The sequence below is a fragment of the Amycolatopsis balhimycina FH 1894 genome, from assembly GCF_000384295.1.
Lineage (GTDB): Bacteria > Actinomycetota > Actinomycetes > Mycobacteriales > Pseudonocardiaceae > Amycolatopsis > Amycolatopsis balhimycina.
The window spans coordinates 6,200,416-6,217,764 of record NZ_KB913037.1; the positions used below are offsets into that span (position 1 = coordinate 6,200,416).

Annotated in this window: 16 protein-coding genes; 7 read left to right on the top strand and 9 right to left on the bottom strand. The window is 71.6% G+C overall.

Annotated features, from left to right (window positions below):
* The first annotated feature begins 51 nt into the window (after positions 1-51).
* From A3CE_RS0128360 to A3CE_RS0128380, 5 genes are all read left to right on the top strand, one after another.
* The gene (locus A3CE_RS0128360; RefSeq protein WP_020643483.1) at positions 52-846 is read left to right on the top strand and encodes a biotin--[acetyl-CoA-carboxylase] ligase; all 795 of its coding nucleotides are present in this window, start codon (positions 52-54) and stop codon (positions 844-846) included.
* Positions 847-931: 85 nt separating this feature from the next.
* A complete protein-coding gene (locus A3CE_RS0128365) occupies positions 932-1,525 on the top strand; it encodes a PH domain-containing protein (protein WP_026468953.1) in 594 nt (197 codons plus the stop codon).
* The gene (locus A3CE_RS0128370) at positions 1,525-2,451 is read left to right on the top strand and encodes a hydroxymethylglutaryl-CoA lyase (protein ID WP_020643485.1); all 927 of its coding nucleotides are present in this window, start codon (positions 1,525-1,527) and stop codon (positions 2,449-2,451) included. The genes A3CE_RS0128365 and A3CE_RS0128370 overlap by 1 nt, the downstream gene beginning before the upstream one ends.
* A gap of 229 nt (positions 2,452-2,680) precedes the next feature.
* Positions 2,681-3,667: a TNT domain-containing protein gene (locus tag A3CE_RS0128375; RefSeq protein ID WP_245589604.1), complete on the top strand. Its 987-nt coding sequence runs from the start codon at positions 2,681-2,683 to the stop codon at positions 3,665-3,667.
* Positions 3,667-3,927, top strand: coding sequence for a hypothetical protein (locus tag A3CE_RS0128380; protein WP_003105220.1), 261 nt, complete (start codon positions 3,667-3,669; stop codon positions 3,925-3,927). Before A3CE_RS0128375 ends, A3CE_RS0128380 begins: the two co-directional genes overlap by 1 nt.
* A 64-nt stretch (positions 3,928-3,991) precedes the next feature.
* Here the strand turns inward: A3CE_RS0128380 and A3CE_RS0128385 are convergent, their stop codons facing one another.
* Positions 3,992-7,255: a GH92 family glycosyl hydrolase gene (locus tag A3CE_RS0128385; RefSeq protein WP_020643487.1), complete on the bottom strand. Its 3,264-nt coding sequence runs from the start codon at positions 7,253-7,255 to the stop codon at positions 3,992-3,994.
* A gap of 133 nt (positions 7,256-7,388) precedes the next feature.
* Positions 7,389-8,174 (bottom strand): histidinol-phosphatase, encoded by a 786-nt coding sequence (gene hisN, locus A3CE_RS0128390; RefSeq protein ID WP_020643488.1) that lies wholly within the window; start codon positions 8,172-8,174, stop codon positions 7,389-7,391.
* Positions 8,175-8,216: 42 nt separating this feature from the next.
* Between hisN and A3CE_RS0128395 the strand changes: the two genes are divergently transcribed.
* Both A3CE_RS0128395 and A3CE_RS0128400 read left to right on the top strand, forming a co-directional pair.
* Positions 8,217-8,912, top strand: coding sequence for a response regulator transcription factor (locus tag A3CE_RS0128395; protein WP_026468954.1), 696 nt, complete (start codon positions 8,217-8,219; stop codon positions 8,910-8,912).
* A gap of 3 nt (positions 8,913-8,915) precedes the next feature.
* The gene (locus A3CE_RS0128400; protein ID WP_020643490.1) at positions 8,916-10,199 is read left to right on the top strand and encodes an ATP-binding protein; all 1,284 of its coding nucleotides are present in this window, start codon (positions 8,916-8,918) and stop codon (positions 10,197-10,199) included.
* A 5-nt stretch (positions 10,200-10,204) separates the two neighbouring features.
* Here A3CE_RS0128400 and A3CE_RS0128405 read toward each other — a convergent pair whose 3' ends face one another.
* The 7 genes from A3CE_RS0128405 to A3CE_RS0128435 form a co-directional block, all read right to left on the bottom strand.
* Positions 10,205-10,837, bottom strand: coding sequence for a response regulator transcription factor (locus A3CE_RS0128405; protein WP_026468955.1), 633 nt, complete (start codon positions 10,835-10,837; stop codon positions 10,205-10,207).
* A 118-nt stretch (positions 10,838-10,955) separates the two neighbouring features.
* The gene (locus A3CE_RS0128410; RefSeq protein ID WP_020643492.1) at positions 10,956-11,603 is read right to left on the bottom strand and encodes a response regulator; all 648 of its coding nucleotides are present in this window, start codon (positions 11,601-11,603) and stop codon (positions 10,956-10,958) included.
* Between the two features lie 18 nt (positions 11,604-11,621).
* The gene (locus tag A3CE_RS0128415) at positions 11,622-12,476 is read right to left on the bottom strand and encodes an NAD(P)H-binding protein (protein WP_020643493.1); all 855 of its coding nucleotides are present in this window, start codon (positions 12,474-12,476) and stop codon (positions 11,622-11,624) included.
* A gap of 14 nt (positions 12,477-12,490) precedes the next feature.
* Positions 12,491-13,783 carry an MFS transporter gene (locus A3CE_RS0128420; protein ID WP_020643494.1) on the bottom strand — a complete coding sequence of 431 codons (1,293 nt, stop codon included), beginning with the start codon at positions 13,781-13,783 and terminating at the stop codon, positions 12,491-12,493.
* Between the two features lie 256 nt (positions 13,784-14,039).
* Entirely contained in the window at positions 14,040-14,567 is a 528-nt protein-coding gene (locus A3CE_RS0128425) for a GtrA family protein (RefSeq protein WP_026468956.1), read from the bottom strand.
* 38 nt (positions 14,568-14,605) lie between these two features.
* The gene (locus A3CE_RS0128430; protein ID WP_020643496.1) at positions 14,606-15,115 is read right to left on the bottom strand and encodes a GtrA family protein; all 510 of its coding nucleotides are present in this window, start codon (positions 15,113-15,115) and stop codon (positions 14,606-14,608) included.
* A gap of 10 nt (positions 15,116-15,125) precedes the next feature.
* Complete coding sequence (locus tag A3CE_RS0128435; RefSeq protein ID WP_020643497.1) at positions 15,126-17,330, bottom strand: sigma-70 family RNA polymerase sigma factor; 2,205 nt, start codon at positions 17,328-17,330, stop codon at positions 15,126-15,128.
* Between the last annotated feature and the right edge of the window lie 19 nt (positions 17,331-17,349).

The following is a 17,349-nucleotide window of genomic DNA, read 5'->3' on the forward strand; positions in this document are numbered from 1 at the left end:
GTGAACGACTGAGTAGCTTGCACGTTAGGGGGACTCCCATATGGTGGGCACATGCCTGGAATCGACGATGCTCGGCTGGCCGCGGCGCTCAAGGATCGGTACGCGAAGATCGACGTCGTCGAGCGCACCGGTTCCACCAACGCCGACCTGCGGAAAGCCCTCGAAGACGGCGCCGCGGACCGAACCGTTCTGCTCGCCGAGGAGCAGACCGCCGGAGTCGGCAGGCGGGCCCGGTCGTGGAGCTCGCCGAAGGGCGGCCTGTACCTCAGCGTCGCGTTCCGGCCGGGCGTCCCGTTCGCCGCGCTCGGCTCGCTGTCCCTCGTCGCCGGGCTGGCGGTCCGGGCGGCCGCCGCCGGGGTCGGCGTCGACGCCGTGCTCAAGTGGCCCAACGACGTGCTGGCCGACGGCGCCAAGTGCGCCGGGATCCTCGCCGAGGCCGTCGCGGGCACCGAGCCGTCGATCGTGCTCGGCATCGGCCTCAACGTCCTGCCGCTGGGTGACGTCGAGCCGGGCCCGGGCGGGCTGCCCGCGACGTCGCTGGCCGAGCAGGGCGCCACGAACACCGACCGCACCGACGTCGCCGTCGCGCTGCTCACCGGGCTCGACGAGCTGGAGCGGCGCTGGCGCCTGGCCGGCGGCGACCTCACCGAGGCCGGGCTGCTCGGCGACTACCGCACCCACTGCGCGACCCTCGGCCAGGACGTCGAGGTCCAGCTGCCGGACGGCACCGCGCTGACCGGCCGCGCGGCCGACATCGACGCCGCCGGGCAGTTGCAGGTCGACATGGTGGGCGGGCAGCGGCACACTGTGTTCGCCGGTGACGTGGTGCACGTCCGTCCCGCCTGATTCTTCGGGGCGTTGCGCTCACCGGCCGGGTGTCGCGCCGGTACGGTGAAGCGACACCACCGCACCGACCTTGGGAGCGTCCGCCGTGGCTTATCCGGACGAATTGCTCAGCGAGCAAGAGCACGTCGTGGTGCACAGTCACCCGCACTTCAAGATGCTGGTCTTGCCGACGCTCGCGCTGCTGGTCACCGTGGGCGCGGGCACCTGGCTGGCGATCCTGGCGAAGGACGCGTCCTCGCCGTGGAACTCGGTCGGGCTGATCGCCGTCGGGGTCGTCGCGCTCGTGCTGGTCGTGTGGCTGTTCCTGACGCCGCTCGTGCGCTGGCGGACCACCCACTTCATCGTGACGACCGACCGGCTCATCGCCCGTGAAGGCGTGCTCAAGCGCACCGGCATCGACATCCCGATGGGCCGGATCAACAGCGTCCAGTTCGAGCACGGGCTGCTGGACCGGGTCTTCGGCTGTGGCACGCTGATCATCGAGTCGGCCTCCGACGAGCCGCTGCGGTTCGAGGACATCCCGCACGTGGAGAAGGTGCACACGGTGATCTACCGGGAGGTCAACGACAACCCGTACGACGACTACCGGCCGCGGGCCCAGCAGACCCAGCCCCTGCCGCCCCAGAGCACACTGCCGCCCCAGGGTGAGCACCCGCCGCGTGGCGAAAGACGCCGCTGATGGGCACCCGCGAACTGGGCCTGCCCGAACGTGTCCCCTCGGCGGGCGAGCTGCCGGAACGGGTCACGATCTGGGAGGTCGGCCCGCGCGACGGGCTCCAGAACGAGAAGACGATCGTGCCCGTCGAGGTCAAGCTGGAGTTCCTCGACCGGCTCGCCGGCGCCGGGCTGACCACCCTGGAGGCGACCAGCTTCGTGCACCCGAAGTGGGTGCCGCAGCTGGCCGACGCCGAGCAGCTGCTGGCCAGGCTCGACCGCCGCGAAGGCGTCCGGTACCCGGTGCTGGTGCCGAACGAGAAGGGCCTGGACCGCGCGCTCGAAGCCGGCGTCGAGCACATCGCGATCTTCGCCAGCGCGACCGAGACGTTCGCGCGCAAGAACCTCAACTCGTCGCTGGACGAGCAGTTCGCGATGTTCGAGCCGGTGGTCACCCGGGCCCGCGAGGCGGGCCTGGACGTGCGCGGCTACCTCTCGATGTGCTTCGGCGACCCCTGGGAAGGCGTCGTGCCGGCCAAGCAGGTCGCCGACGCCGGCCGCCGCCTGCTGGACATGGGGTGCTCGCAGCTGTCGCTGGGCGACACCATCGGCGTCGCGACGGCGGGCCAGGTCGAAAACCTGATCGGGCTGTTCGGCGATGCCGGTACTTTGGCCGTGCACTTCCACGACACCTACGGTCAGGCTCTGGCCAACACGCTGGCGGCGCTCCGATGTGGAGTGTCGACAGTGGACTCCTCGGCGGGCGGGCTCGGGGGCTGCCCGTACGCGGAGTCGGCCACGGGGAACCTGGCCACCGAGGACCTGGTGTGGATGCTGGACGGCCTCGGGGTGGCCACCGGCGTCGACCTGGACGCGCTGGCCGGGGCCAGCGCCTGGATGGCGGGACAGCTCGGCCGCCCGAGCCCGTCCCGCGTGGTCGCCGCACTGTGACATCCGGGGCTACGCCCCGGGCCGGGGGCTCCGCCACCCGGAGCCCCCGGAAAGAAGCAGTGACATCCGGGGCTTCGCCCCGGGCCGGGGGCTCCGCCACCCGGAGCCCCCCAAAATAGAAACTGACCTCGTCGCGCCCCCGGGGGAGGGGTGCGGTATCAAGGGGACCGGCAGCGCCGCGGCCGCGTCGAACAGCGTGTGCCCACCGGGGCACCGACCGAGCCGGAGGATGGGTGTGACCGAGCCTTCCGAGGCGGGCTCCGAACCGGTCGAGGCCGACCTCGACACCGGGCCGGTGCAGCTGCCCGGGTACGGCCTGGATTCGGGTGCCTTCGAAGAGGCGCCGACGCCGCCCTCGGGCAGCCCCGCGTCGTGGCCGCACGCGGTCTCACCGTTGCTGCCGCCGTTCCCGCTGCCGCCGGCCCCACCGGCGCCGCCGACGCCGGCGCCGGCCCCGCTGCCGCCACCGGTCGCGGGTCCCCCGCCGCCGGTGGCGGGCCCGCCACCGAACCCGGGTTCGCCCGTGCCGCTGCCGCCGCTCGGCTCGCCGCGCACCGAGCGGGGGAGCATCGTCGCGCTGTTCCTGGTGCACATGTTCCCCATCGGGCACCTGCCGGTGGCCATGGACCGGCCGGCGAGCCAGCTGCCGCTGCCCGAAGACCCGGACGGCTTCCGCCCGAACGACCACCCGGACGCCCGGCTGATCTTCGACGACCAGGCGCTGACCAACGTCACCGCGGGCTTCCGCCGGTCGCCGACCGCGCCACCGCGCCCGGTGCCGCGGCACCTGACCGAGGGGTACGTCCCGTACGCGAGGGCGACGCAGGCCGTGTGGATCCGCCGGTTCGTCGTCGGGCACAGCGACCTCGGGCCGGAGTACGCGTGGCCGCCGGGCGAGATCTACCCCGAGGGCAGCGTGGACCGGCCCGAGCCGGTGATGGTCCCGGCCGACACGGTGCTCGACCGCTTCGGCCCGGCGTACGGGCGGGTGTTCTTCGCCGACGGCACGCCCTTCAGGGAACGCTCGCTGCCGCCGGGGATGCTGGACGCCGAGTACCGCCGGTACGTCGTGGTGCGCGCGGTGCCGATGTGGCGGTCGGAGACGGCGAACTGGTTCGGCCAGGTCGGCGGCGGCACCCGGTACCGTGCCCTGCTGGCGGCCGACGAACTCGTGACGCTCGGCTACCTCGCCGAGGCCAAGGGGGAAGACGATTGATGAACACCCAGTCGATCCAGCGCTGGCTCGGCGTGCTGGGCGTGCCACCCGAGGTCGTCTCGCTCGGCGCCGAGGTCGACAACGCCTGGTGCCTGATGCAGGGCGAGGACGAGGCGTGGGAGGTGTTCTGGCGCGAACAGGGCAACCGCTACGACTGGGCGCGGTTCACCAGCGAACAGGTGGCGTGCCACTACCTGTTCGGCCGGCTGGCCTGGGCCCAGGTCGCCCGCGGCGCCGTCGGCCTGCTGCCGGGTTCCTGAAAGTTCGTGAAGGCCACCTTGAGGAACTTCAAGTTCCTCAAGGTGGCCTTCACGAACTTGGTGGTCAGCTCACGGCGTAGGTGAAGATGTGCGCCTGTCCCGCGCCGGTCGACGTGGGCAGGGTGATGCTGCGGACCTGCTTGGCCGGGTCGAGCGCGATCGGCGCCGTCGCGAACAGGGACGACGTGTACGGCCGCTGGAGCCGGAACATGTACCTGGGGAACGCCGAGTTCACGTACGGCACCGTCGCCACGACCGTGTTCCCGAACTGCGGTGTCTCCGCGCCGCCTTTGAGCAGCCACTCCGACAGACCCAGGGAAGCCTGCTGGGTCGAGCCGTCGGTGTAGGTGACGGTCACCGTGCCCTGGGCGTCCGCGCCGGTCGCCGCGCCGAGGAACGACAGCTTCGTCGCGCCCGGCGGCGGGGCGATCACCGCAAGCGTTTGCCCCGCCGCGATCACGTTGTCCGGCGACCCCGTCGGGCTCGACGGCCAGCGGAACTGCTGCCCGTTCGCCGTCACCGTGGCCCCCGGCGTGATGCCGTGGGACGCGAACCCCTGCGCGGAGTACGAGAACGCGAACCCGCCGGGGTAGAGGTCGGTCTCGCCGAAGTCGCCGTACTGGACGAGCTTGTCGTCCGTGACGCCGACGTTCGTGTTCGCCGCGTGCAGGGTCCCCGGCTTCCCGACGGTCACCGGCAGGGACGCGGGCACCTGCTGCCCGCTGAACGTCACCGGAACGCTCGTGTACGCGTCCGCCGACCCGCCCGCGGTCACGGTCACCTGCTGCGTAGCGGTCTCGTGCGCGCCCACGGTGAGCGTGCCGCTCGACGGCGTCACGGTGATCCCGGCCGGCGGCTTCGCCTGCCAAGACACCGTGCCGGCGCCGGTGATGCCCTCGGCGGTCACCGTGGCGCTGGTGGTCCCGCCGGGCGCGACCACGACGCGGCCCGGGCCGACGCGGCCGCGCACCGGAACTTCGCCGTCGCGGAACGACGGCGGGACGTCGGAGGCACCCGAGCCCCACGACGTCGGTGACGTGCCCAGCGTGAAGTCGAGCCGGCCGCCGTTCACCGCGAAGGACTCCGGCAGCCACGGCTTGGTGCTCGGCCGGCCGTTCACCTTCAAGCTCTTCACGTACTTCACCGAGCTGGACGCGCCGGGCGCGGTGATGGTGATTCGCTGCCCGCTCGCGCGAGTGAGCGTGATCTTCGGGAACATCGGGCTGGCCAGCACCATTTCGGCGCGGCCGGGTGCCTCCGGGTACATGCCGAGCGCCGCGAAGACGTACCACGCCGACGTCGCGCCGAGGTCGTCGTTGCCGGGCAGGCCGTCCTCGGTGGGCTTGAACAGCAGCTCCGCCGAGCGGCGCACGATGTCCTGCGTCTTCGACGGCGCGCCCGCGTACGCGTACTCCCACGGCACCTCGAACGACGGCTCGTTCGACATGAACGCGTACGGCGAACTGGCGTCGCTGTTCAGCTTCGTGAAGAAGAAGTCGAGGCGCTTCTTCGCGGCTTCGTCGCCGCCCATCGCGTCGAAGAGACCGCGGACGTTGTACGGCACCATCCAGGTGTACTGCGCCGCGTTTCCTTCCTGGTAACGCATTTCCTGGTACTGCGCGGGATCGAACGGCGAGAGGAACTGGCCGTCGCGCATCCGGGTCTGCAGGTAGCCGGTGGCCGGGTGGTAGACGTTCTCCCAGTACTGGGCGCGGGCCATGAACTGCTGATGCGTCTTCGCGTCACCGAGCCGCTGGGCCAGTTGCGCGATGCCGAAGTCGGCGGTCGTCTCTTCGAGCATGTCGGAGACGTTGTTGGGGTGGTAGCCCAGCGTCAGGTAGTCGGACAGGCCGGGCCGCTCGAGTGCGCGTTCACCCGCCTGCTGGACGCGGGTGGCGCCGTCGACCATGGATTTCAGCGCGTGTCCCGCGTCGAAGTCCGTGGCGCCGAAGGCGTACGTGCTGGCGATGATCGAGTGGTAGGGGTCGCCGCCCATCACGCCCATGAAGTCGTTGTTCTGCGACCACCGGTCCCAGATCCCGCCCGCCTGGTCGGCCTGGTTGAGCATCGACTGCGCCATGTCGGCGGCCTCGTGCGGGGCGAGCATCGACAGCAGCTGCACCTCGTCGCGGTAGGTGTCCCAGCCGGAGAAGTTGGCGTACTGCGCGTGCCCCGGTTTCGTCCGGTGGACGGCTTTGTCGAAGCCGGGGTAACGACCGTCCACATCGGAAAAGACGTTCGGCTGCATGAGCGTGTGGTACAGCGCGGTGTAGAACGTCTTCGTCGCCGCTTCGGTGCCGCCCTCGACGGTGATCTGCCGCAGGCGGTCGTTCCAGGTCTGCCGTGCCTTGGCGCGCACGGCGTCGAAGGAGTCGTGTCCCTGTTCCACGGCGGCGTTGAGGCGCGCGCCGAACGCGTCCACATAGGACAATCCGACGCGCACCTGGACCGGTTTGGCCGGGTCGAAGCTCAGGTAGGCACCGGAACCGCCGTCGGGCGTGACGACCTGCTTGTCCCAGGTCGTCTTGCTCAGGTCGCCGCCGCGGGCGCTGGTGCCGCCGGGTGTCACGGTGGCGTTCTGCCAGGTCCCGGACGTCAGGAACGGCTGGTCGAAGGACGCGGTGAAGTAGACCTTGTAGGTGTTCGGGCCGCGGCAGAAGTGGCCGCTGGAGACCCAGCCTTCGACGGTCCGCCGGGCCGGATCGACGGTCACGGACGCGTCGTCGCTGCCCATCGCGGACTGGGCGACGTCGATGAGCAGCGTCGCCGGGGAGTTCTTCGGGAAGGTGAAGCGGCCCATGCCGGAGCGCTGGGTGGTGGTCAGCTCGGTCGTGATGCCGGAGCCGGTGGTCACCTTGTAGTAGCCGGGCGACGCGGATTCGTCGGCGTGGCTGAAGGTGGGGAAGTACTTCGTCGCGTCGACGGCCGGAGACGTCGAGATCTGCCCGGCGAGCGGCAGGAACGGGACGTCGCCCGCCGCGCCGCCGCAGCCGGCGCCGTTGAAGTGGGTGAGGCTGAAACCGCGGAGGCGGTTCTCTTCCCAGGCGTAGCCACCGTCGCGGTCGCGGGCGTAGTACCGGCCCTGCCCGGCGGGCGGCTTCGGCTGCAGGGGCGTGTCGGGGCTCCACTGCACCATGCCGAACGGGACGTCGGCGCCGGGGAACGTGTCGCCGGCGTAGGTGTTCGTCTCGGGGGTGTCGCCGGCCTTCGCGCCGACGAACGGGTTGACGTAGGCAGCCAAGTCCCGGTTTTCGGGTTGGGCGTCGGCCGGGGCGGCCACGGCGGTGACGAGGGGGACGATCAAAGCCGCGGTGACGACTCTGCGCATGCTCTTCCTCCCAGGGTGAGCGGGCCACCGGGTTGACAACGTTGTCAACGGACCGGGTGACCCGGCGAGCACTGGGAGTGAACCACCGGTGGTTCAGACCGGTCAAGGAGTTCCCGCCGAGCGGCCTACCCGGTTACCGCTTGAGGATCCGCAGGGCCTCGTCGTGCAGGCGGCCGTTGGTCGACAACGCGCTCCCGTTGTCGTAGCGCCCGGCGCCGTCCAGGTCGCTGAACCGTCCGCCGGCCTCCGTGACGATCACCTGCGCCGCCGCGACGTCCCACGGGTTGACGATGCACTCGGCGGCGACGTCGAGCGCGCCTTCGGCCACCAGCACGTGGTGCCAGAAGTCGCCGAACGCGCGGGTCTCCCAGCACGCGTCCACCAGGTCCAGGTACTTCTCGCGGGAGTGGTACTCCGTCCACGAGTTCAAGTCCGTTGTGGACAGATAAGCGTCCGAAAGGGACGAAACGCCGGAAACTGCCAGCCGGCGCGTGCCCGCGGTGTCGGACGAGAACGCGCCCGACCCGGACGCCGCCCACCAGCGGCGGCCCAGCAGGGGTGCGCTGATCAGGCCGACCACCGGGTCACCGTCCGAAACCAACGCGATCAGCGTCGCCCAAACGGGTACGCCGCGCAGGAAGTTCTTGGTCCCGTCGATCGGGTCGAGCACCCACGCGCGGCCGGTCGCGGCCGAGCCGCCGCGCTCCTCGCCCAGCACGGCGTCGTCCGGGCGCTCGGCCGCCAGCAGCGACCGGATCGCGTCTTCGACCGCGGTGTCGGCGTCGGTCACCGGGGTGCGATCGGGTTTGCGCTCCACCGCCAGGTCCAGGGCGCGGAACCGCGCTGTCGTGATCGCGTCGGCGGCGTCAGCCAACCGGGTGGCGAGAGCCAGATCATCTTCGTAGGCAGGCACGGTCACGATGTTTTCACGCCTCCGCGCCGTAGAGTTGGCCAGGTGAGCATGGTCCTACTCGCCGAAGACGATCCGGCTATCGCCGAACCGCTCTCCCGCGCCCTCCAACGTGAGGGATACGAGATCCACGTCGTCACCGACGGCCCTTCGGTGCTCGACGCCACCGCCGCTCAGCGCGTCGACCTGCTCGTGCTGGACCTCGGTCTGCCCGGGATGGATGGCCTGGAGGTCTGCCGCCGCCTTCGCGCGCAGGGCACCGAACTGCCGGTCCTGATGCTCACCGCCCGCACCGACGAGGTCGACTTCGTCGTCGGCCTCGACGCGGGCGCCGACGACTACGTCGCCAAGCCGTTCCGGCTCGCCGAGCTGCTCGCCCGGATCCGCGCGCTGCTGCGCCGCCGGGTCCCCGAGGTCCTGGAGGCCGGCGGGGTGCGAATGGACCTCGGCGCCCGGCTGGTCACCGTGGACAACCACGAGGTGCAGCTGGCGAACAAGGAGTTCGAGCTGCTGCGCGTGCTGATGAGCCGGGCCGGGCAGGTCGTCAGCCGCGACGAGATCCTCGCCGAGGTCTGGAACGACCTCGAGTCGAAGACGTCCAAGACGCTCGACATGCACATGTCGTGGCTGCGGCGGAAGCTCGCCATCGCCGCCGACGAGGCCGCCGGCCGGACCAGCAAGACCCACGACGGCGAGCGGCGGATCGCGACCGTCCGCGGTGTCGGTTTCCGCTTCAACGCCGAATAAGCCGTGCGCCGCCGTATTCTCCTGGCCATCCTGCTGGCCGTCGCCGTCACCGCGGCGGTCCTCGGCATCCCGCTGGGCATCGTGGCGAGCTGGCAGATCGAGTCGAGCTACCGCGAGACGCTCGCCGAGAACGCTCGCGCGGCAGCGGCCATTCTGGACACCGAAATCGCCAACGGCGAGGAGATCGACCTCGACCAGGTGCGAGCGGCGGTCCCGGCGAACGGGTTGCTGACCGTCCGGGCGAGCGGCCAGATCGAGAAGCGCTACGGCAGCGACCCGGGCCCCGTCACCGTCACCGAGACGGCCGACCTGGCGCGGGAAGGCAAGGTCCAGATCGCCGTCCCGGCCGGCCCGATGCACGAGCGGCAGACGACGGTGACGCTCGTCGTCGTGCTCCTGGTGCTGCTGTCGGTCGGCACCGGCGCGGTGGTGGCGATCGCGACGGCGCGGCGGCTGGCGAAACCCCTGCGGCATGTCGCCGAACGCGCGGCCCGGCTCGGCGGCGGTGACTTCCGGCCCGACCCTAGCCGCTACGGCGTCGGCGAGCTCGACATGGTCGCCGAGGCGCTGGACGCGTCCGGCACCGCGCTCGCCCAGCTCGTGCAGCGCGAACGCCAGCTCGTCGGCGACGTCTCGCACCAGCTGCGCAGCCGGCTGACGGCGTTGCAGCTGCGGCTGGAACCCCTGACCGTGCACTCGGACGAAGAGGTCGCCGACGAGTCGAAGGCCGCCCAGGAACAGGCCGACCGGCTCGCCGAGGCACTCGACGAGCTGCTCGCGGCGGCCCGCGCGGCGCGCGAGGTCGGCGCGGAACCGGTGGACCTGCCCACCCAGCTGCCCGCGATGGCGCAGGAGTGGCGCGAGCTGCTCCGCTCGGAGGGCCGCAACCTGCGCACGCGCGTGGCCGACGGGCTGATGGCGCGCGCGACGCCCGGCCGGCTCCGCGAGGTCATCGGCGTGCTGCTCGACAACGCGCTGCGCCACGGCTCCGGCACGGTCACCCTCGTCGCCCGCCGCGGCGACGCCGAGGGCACGGTGGTGATCGAGGTCAGCGACACCGGGCCCGGCGTGCCCGACGAGCTGGCCCCGCACATCTTCGAGCGCGGCTTCTCAGGAGGCGGCTCGACCGGCGTCGGGCTGGCGCTGGCCCGGGCCCTGGTCGAGGCGGACGGCGGCCGGCTGGAGCTGTCCAACCGCCGTCCGGCCGTGTTCAGCCTCTTCCTGAAGGTGCCGCGGCCCACCGATGTCCCCGAGGTGCGCTGGCCCGCCGAACGCGTCCCGCGTTAGCCGCCTCAGATCAGCCCTTCACGCAGGGCGTACGCGACCGCGTGCGACCGGTTCCGCAACTGGAACCGGTTCGTCACGTCGTGCAGGATGCTCTTCACCGTGCGCTGCGAATAGCACAGCTCGTCGGCGATTTCCTGCGTTGAAAACCCCGACGCGACGAGCCTGAGCACTTCGGTTTCCCGGTTGCTCATGCCGCCCAGGTGGAGACCGCGCGGCTGGAGCACCTGGCGCTGCAGGCGGGAAACCCGGTTCAGCAGCCGGCCGAGCAGGTCGGGCGGCAGTGCGCCCTCGCCGGCCGCCGCGGCCTTGATCAGCCGGACCAGCACCTCCGGGCCGGCGTCGGCGCGGCGGGCGACCGCGCAGACCCCGTGCTCGACGGCGTTGAGGATCTCGTTGTCGTCGACCTCGCCCGCGACTAGCACGATGCGGGTGAAGCCCTGGTGGCGGAGCGCCGACAGCAGCCGGGTCATCGGCTCGTCGAGCCGGTCGGCGACCAGCAGCGCGACCACGGCCGAGCCGTCCGGGTCGCCGTCCACCACCCGGACGTCGTCGCGCGAACGCAGCGCCACGCAGACGCCGTTGTGCAGGATCGGATCGGTGGCGCGGACCACCACCGGTGTCCGGTCGGATTCGAACATCGTCACCCATTCCCCTCGAACGAGGCGAGGGCCCCACCCCCCGCCTTCACCACAGTGCCCGCCGGAGTGTCCCGGGCACATGGGACCGGCGTCCCGATGTTGCCCGGACGGCCGCCCGTCAGGACCCGCCCAGGCCGGCCTCCCGGGCGCGGACGATCGCCTCGGCCCGGTCGGCGACGTGGAGCTTGGCGAAGACGTTCGAGATGTGGTTCCGCACGGTCTTGGGGCTCAGGCACAGCGTGGACGCGATGAAGCCGTTGCTGTGCCCGGCCGCGATCAGGGACAGGACTTCGCGCTCGCGTCCGGTCAGCTCGGGGAACACCGGCTCGCTCGCCGGCGGCTGGTGGAAGAAGCCGAGGACGCGGTTCGCGATGTCCGGGCCGAAGATGGCTTCCCGCCGCGCGACCGCCTGGACGGCGCGGATGATCTCGTCCGGCTCGGCGTCCTTGAGCAGGTAGCCCCGGGCACCGGCGCGCATCGCCGCGAAGACCGACTCGCTTTCGTCGGCCATCGTCAGCATCAGCACGCCGGTGCCCGGGCTCGCGGTCACGATGTGCCGGGTCGCCTGGATCCCGGACAGGTCGGGCAGGTGCAGGTCCATGACCACGACGTCCGGGCGGAGGGCGGCCGCTGCCTCGATCGCTTCGGCCCCGCCGGCGGCCTCGCCGACGACCTCGATCCCGGGTTCCGCGGCCAGCAGCGTGAGGACGCCGAACCGGAACAGGGGGTGGTCGTCGACGACCAGGACGCGCAGGCGGTCGCCCATCCCCTCACCTCCCTGCCGTCACTCCTGGTAATGGTAGGCGAACGCTGCCGCGTTCTCACGCGCCCAGGTGGCGAAAGTGAGCGGTGGCCTGCCGAGAACGCGCTCGACGGTGTCGAAGACGACGTGTTCGTGCTCGGCGGACTCGCGCTTGAGCGCGAAGAAGCCGTCGACGGCTTCGGCGGGCCAGCCATACCTCCGCATCATGCGTTCGCGGGCCGCGAACTCCGGTTCTTCGACGTACTTCAGCGGACGGCCGAGCGCTTCGGCCAGGATCGCGACCTGCTCGGTGGTGGTGAGGGCTTCGCCGCCGGTGAGCTCGTAGGTCGCGCCTTCGTGGCCGGACGTCGTGAGGGCGAGCGTCGCTACCGCGGCGAGGTCCCGGACGTGGACCAGCGCGGACGCCGGATCGCCGTCGGGCACGTACACCGCGTTCTCCTCGCGGATCGAGCCCAGCCAGGCGAACCGGTTGTCCATGAAGGCACCCGGCCGCAGGATCGTCCAGGCCGGGCCCGCTTCGCGGATGGCCTGCTCGGCTTCGGCGTGGGCGCGGGTGATCGGATCGGTCTGTCCGAAGTGGACACCCGAGGTGGACAGCTTGACGAGGTGCGTGACACCGGCGCGGGCGGCCGCCTGAGCGACCGCCGCTTCGCGGTCGGCGCTGTGGCCCTGGGTCAGGACGAACACGCGGTCGGCGCCGTCGAGCAGCGCGGGCAGGTCCGCGGTGCCGAGGTCGCCGCGGACGGCTTCGGCGCGCGGATCGATCCGGGCCTTCGCCGGGTCGCGGGTCAGGGCGCGGACGGCGGCGCCGGTGTCCAGGAGAGCGGGGACGAGGGCGCGGCCGACCTTGCCGGTGGCGCCGAGGACGAAGATCACGATGGGGCTCCTTCTCAGTGGTGGGTGCGCAGCGGCACGTGCGGCAGCGCGAACGCCGTGACGAGGCCGAGCGCGAGCACGGGCAGCAGGGCGAGGAAGACGCCGTGCGGGCCGGTGTCGTAGGCGAAGCCGAGTGCGACCGGGCCGAGGGCCGAGCCGAGCGCGCGGGCGAGGTTGACGGCCGCGGCGACCGCGCCGCGGTCCGCGGGTGGTGCGGTGTTCTGCGTGGCCATGGCGAGGACCTGCAGGTTGAGCCCGGCGGCGAGGCCGAAGACGACCAGGCAGCCGAGGACCAGCGGCAGTTCGTCCACGGTGAGCAGGCCGAGCACCGCGAGCAGGCCGAGCGCCATGCTCAGCCGCGGTGCCCAGCGGTACGCGCCGGTGCGGGCGATGACCTTGCTCGCGATCACGGAGGAAAGCGATACGGCGAGCGTCATCGGCACCAGCCGCAGCCCGCCCTCGGCTGGCCCCGTGTCGGCCTGCAGGAAGACCGCGATGTAGTTGACCGAGCCGAGGAACGCGAACCCGGCGAGCACGCTGAGCAGCACGGACACGGTGAACGTCCGGTCGCGGAACAAGCGCGGCGGCAGCACCGGGGCGGCCGCTTTCCGCTCGGTGACGGCGAACGCGACGGCCGAAGCCGCACCGAGGGCGATCGACCACGGCGTGAGCAGCGTGAAGCCGGTGATCGCGATGCCGAGCAGGACGACGCCGGTGAAGTCGAACGGCGCGGCTTTCCGGCGCCGCGGCAGGTCGAGGGTCTTGAGCAGGCCCACGGCGACCAGGCCGAGCGGCAGGTTGACCAGGAAGATCGACCGCCAGCCGGCCAGGCCGGTGAGCAGGCCGCCGACGACCGGGCCGGACAGCGACGCGACGGCGAAGCAGATCGAGAACCACCCGAAGTACTTCGCACCTTCGCGCGGCGTGAACATTTCGCCGAGCGAAGCGCCGACGGAGACGAAGAGACCACCGGAGCCCGCGCCCTGGAGGACCCGCCCGGCGATCAGCAGCCCGGCTGTCGGCGCGAGGCCGCAGGCGAGCGAACCGAGCAGGAAGACGGCGAGTGCGGCCAGGAGCACGCGTTTGCGGCCGAAGACGTCACCGAGCTTGCCGTACAGCGGCGCGGTGACGCTGCCGGCGAGCAGGTAGGCGGTGGTGACCCAGGCGTAGGCGCCGGTGCCGCCGAATTCGGCGGCGATCCGGGGGAGCGCGGTGGCGACGACCTGGGCGTCGAGCATCGCGAGGAAGACGGACAGGAACAGGCCGAATACGGCCGTTTTGGCGCGCGAAGGCGCGATTGTTGTCAAGGAATGTCCAAGTGAAGAAAAGGGGGACAGGAGAGGCGGACGTGCTTCAGGCACGTCCCGTCGAGTCGGGAAAAGGCTTCATCGTCATCCGCGGGGCGGATGCGACCTCTTCGCGCTCGGAAACCACCTCGAATCGTCCCGCTCGCCCGGCCGAACCCGGACGGCGTCCTCACGAAGGAACACTGACGAGCATGACTCTAAACAACTACATGTAAAAAGACAAGCACTTCTCGGAGGGTCTCAGCCCGGATGGGGCTCAGTGCAGGCGGGTGACCTGGTCGTTGTCCCGCCGTCGCTCGCCCAGCTCGTCCGGGAACACCCACTTCTTGAAGCCCCAGAAGCGGAAGAACATCGCCAGCAGCATGCCGATGATCGAGCCGCTCGCGAAGTCCGCGATCTCCTGGACCAGGAACGTCACGTGCGGGACCTCGAGGTCGAGCACGTACCGCGAGATGATCAGGGGGACCAGGTTGACGCCCACCGCGATGCCGCTGATGACGAAGAACAGCGCGGCTTCGTGGTGCCGCTCGCGCCCGCCGCGGGTCCGGAAGGACCACTCGCGGTTGAGGATGTAGGACACGATGGTCGCGACGATGATCGCGATCGCCTTCGCCGTCGTCGGTTTCGGCTCCAGCACCGTCAGCTTCAGCGTGTACCAGACGCCGTTGTCGACCAGGAACGTCGTGCCGCCCACGATCGCGAACTTCAGCAGCTCCCGGTGCTTGATCAGCACCGAACGCAGTGGTTCCGGCGTGCGTTTGAGCACGGTTTCCACAACGGTCACACCAGGCAGTCTAGGAGAGCGCCGGGGTGCCCAGCGGCTCAGGCGGCCTTGCTGTCGTGAATGTCCGGATCTTCCGCGGCCTCGGCCGGCACCGCGCGCGGGCGGCCGTCCTCCTCCGGGAACACCCATTTCTTGAAGGCCCACCACCGGAACGCCGTGCCCAGCAGCGTGCCGATGATGATTCCGCTGACGAAGTCGGCCACTTCGACGCCGAACGGCGACAGCCGCGGTGTCTGCAGGTCCAGCACGTACCGCGAGAACCACTGCGGCAGCGCGTTCAGGCCCAGCGCGACGCCGCTGAGGACGAAGAACAGCGCGGCCTCGTGCGCCCGCTCCCGGCCGCCGCGGGTGCGGAACGACCACTCGCGGTTGGCGACGTAGGAGAAGATCGTCGCCACGAGGACGCCGACGATCAGCGCCGTCACCGGGTGGGTCCGCAGCACGGTGAACTTCAGGCTGTAGTTCACGGACATCGTGATCACGAAGCTGATCCCGCCGACGACGGCGAAGCGGAGGAGCTCGCGGTGCTTCTTCAGCAGTTCGCGCACCGCGCGGACGCTACCCCGTCGACCAGCCGAAAGCCTTTTCGGGGGTGACGGTCGGTGGTTTGTCACCCGGTTTTCCGGTCGGGCGCGGCGGGGCGCTGGTCGTTGTCGAGGACACCGGCGGCTCGGTCGGCGGCTCGGGTTTCGTCGTCGCCGGCGGGGTCGGGGACGGCTTGGACGGCGCCGGCTTCGAAGGTTTCGTCGGTGCCGTCGACGTCGTGGGCGAAGGCGTGGTCGTCGGCACCGGGTCGTGGTCGCACCAGTGGCGCCAGCAGCCGAAGTTCACCGTCACCGGCGGTGCCGACGCCCGGCCGAGCCGGGCGGTGATCGTCACGCGGCCGTCGTCCGGCCTGCCGTCCAGCCGCACCCACAGGTTGACGTGCTGGCCGGGCGCCAGCGTGCCACGCGTCGTGCAGCTCGCGCCGCCGCCGGCCGGCGTGCACGGGAAGCCGCGCAGGCTCCACCACTGCCACAGCGGGTGGTCGAAGGTGACCGTGACCGGCTTGGTCGTCTCGCCGGTGTTGCGGACCCGCACGTAGACCAGGGGGTGGCGGGTCCAGGGGAACGCCGAGAGCCCGTCGCCCACGGCTTCCAGGGCCACCGCGTCCGGCGGCTGCTTCACGGTGACCTTGACGCTCACCGCGACGTTGATCTGCACACCGGCGGTGACCGACCCGGTGACCGTGCCGCCTTCAGCGTCCTCGTCGGCCTGGAGCCGGAAGTTCAGCGTCGCACTCTGACCGGGCTGCAAGCCGGTGCCCGTCTTGCACGTGATCGTGCCCTCGCCGCCCGGGCAGTTCACCGAGATCGGGCCGGGGGCCTGGGCGAACGCCATCGGCGCGCTGCCCCCGCCCGTGTCGATCGCGCGCACGCCCCGCGGGAGGTTCAGCGCGACGGCCACCGGGTCGGACGGGCTGCCGCCGTCGTTGCGCACCGTGACCGGCAGGGTCATCGCGGTGCCGGGGCTGAGCTCGACGCCGCCCGGCGGGGTCGTCGCGGACATCGACGGCGGTACCGGCGCGGGCGGTGCCGGGACCGGCGCCTGCGGCGGTGCCGGCGGCACGACGGGTGGCGGCGCGGGTGCGACGGAAGGAGTCGCCGGCGGCGCCGGCGGCTGAACCGGCTGAACCGGCGGAGGCGCGACGGGCACGACCGGAGCGGGCGGCTGCGGCTTCGGTGCGGGTGGCTGGACCGGCTGGACGGGCGGTGGCACCTGGGCGGCGGCCGGGATCTGCTGCGTCCCGCCGCCGGCGGCGAGCGCGATGACGACGGCCGCGACGACCGCCACGCCGGAGGCGGCGACCCCGGCGAACTGGCGGGGGCCGGCGGCCGCGGCACCCGCGGCGGCCTTGCCCCCGGCCGCCGCGGCGGCGACGGACGCGCCCGCGGTGGCCGCGCTCGCCTTCGCGGCACCGATGGTGGCGAGGTAACCCAGCGCCGCGCCGCCCAGGACGATCGGGGCGATGATCGCGTGCAGCCCGCCGTTGACGTCGGCGAGCTCCGCCGCGAGGGCCCGGCAGTTCTCGCACTCGTCGAGGTGGCTTTCGACCTGGGCGCGTTCGCGTTTGGACAGTCCGTCGCGGGTCCACGCGCCGAGCCGCTCGGCGCAGGCGCGGCAGCGTTCCCCGGCGTTTTCCTGCAGGTGGACCTGCAGGTACGCCTGGCGGAGCCCTTCGCGGGCGCGGTAGGCGAGCGCGGAGACGCCGTTCGCGGTCAGGCCCAGCAGCGGTGCGACCTCGGCCGGGCTCTGCTGCTCGATCTCGGTGTGCCAGAGCACCGCCTGCCAGCGTTCCGGCAGCCGCGCGAACGCCCTGGCGGCCATCGTCCGCTCCAGCCCGGCGACGGCGGTGTCGGAGAACTGCACGGTCAGCGCCTCGGCCGCGGCCCCGCCGACCTCGGTCATGTCCTCGTTGAGGTCGACCCGGCGCTCCTTGCGGGTGCGGTCGTACGCCGTGTGACGCAGCGCGGTCAGCAAGTACGCCCGGAAGGCGGACTCCGGTCCCTTGCCGCCACGGAGAGTGTCGAGCACCTTGGCGAACGCCTCGGACACGAGATCGTCGGCTTCGGAGCTCGAGCGGGCCAGCTGACGGGCCAGATTGTGGGCCGCGCCGGTGTGCCGTTCGTAGAGCGTCCCGTACGACGCGATCTCCCCGGAACGAACCTCCGCGATCAGCTCGGCGTCACTCTTTCCGCTGAGATCGGCGGGAACGGTGGACACGGCACTCCTCGGTCGGCTA

Bases quoted from the DNA above. Each gene is read 5' to 3' on its own strand.
- A3CE_RS0128370 (WP_020643485.1), top strand. From the start codon at position 1,525: ATGGGCACCCGCGAACTGGGCCTGCCCGAACGTGTCCCCTCGGCGGGC.
- A3CE_RS0128385 (WP_020643487.1), bottom strand. From the start codon at position 7,255: ATGCGCAGAGTCGTCACCGCGGCTTTGATCGTCCCCCTCGTCACCGCC.
- A3CE_RS0128405 (WP_026468955.1), bottom strand. From the start codon at position 10,837: ATGTTCGAATCCGACCGGACACCGGTGGTGGTCCGCGCCACCGATCCG.
- A3CE_RS0128395 (WP_026468954.1), top strand. From the start codon at position 8,217: ATGGTCCTACTCGCCGAAGACGATCCGGCTATCGCCGAACCGCTCTCC.
- A3CE_RS0128360 (WP_020643483.1), top strand. From the start codon at position 52: ATGCCTGGAATCGACGATGCTCGGCTGGCCGCGGCGCTCAAGGATCGG.
- A3CE_RS0128380 (WP_003105220.1), top strand. From the start codon at position 3,667: ATGAACACCCAGTCGATCCAGCGCTGGCTCGGCGTGCTGGGCGTGCCA.
- A3CE_RS0128410 (WP_020643492.1), bottom strand. From the start codon at position 11,603: ATGGGCGACCGCCTGCGCGTCCTGGTCGTCGACGACCACCCCCTGTTC.
- A3CE_RS0128375 (WP_245589604.1), top strand. From the start codon at position 2,681: ATGGGTGTGACCGAGCCTTCCGAGGCGGGCTCCGAACCGGTCGAGGCC.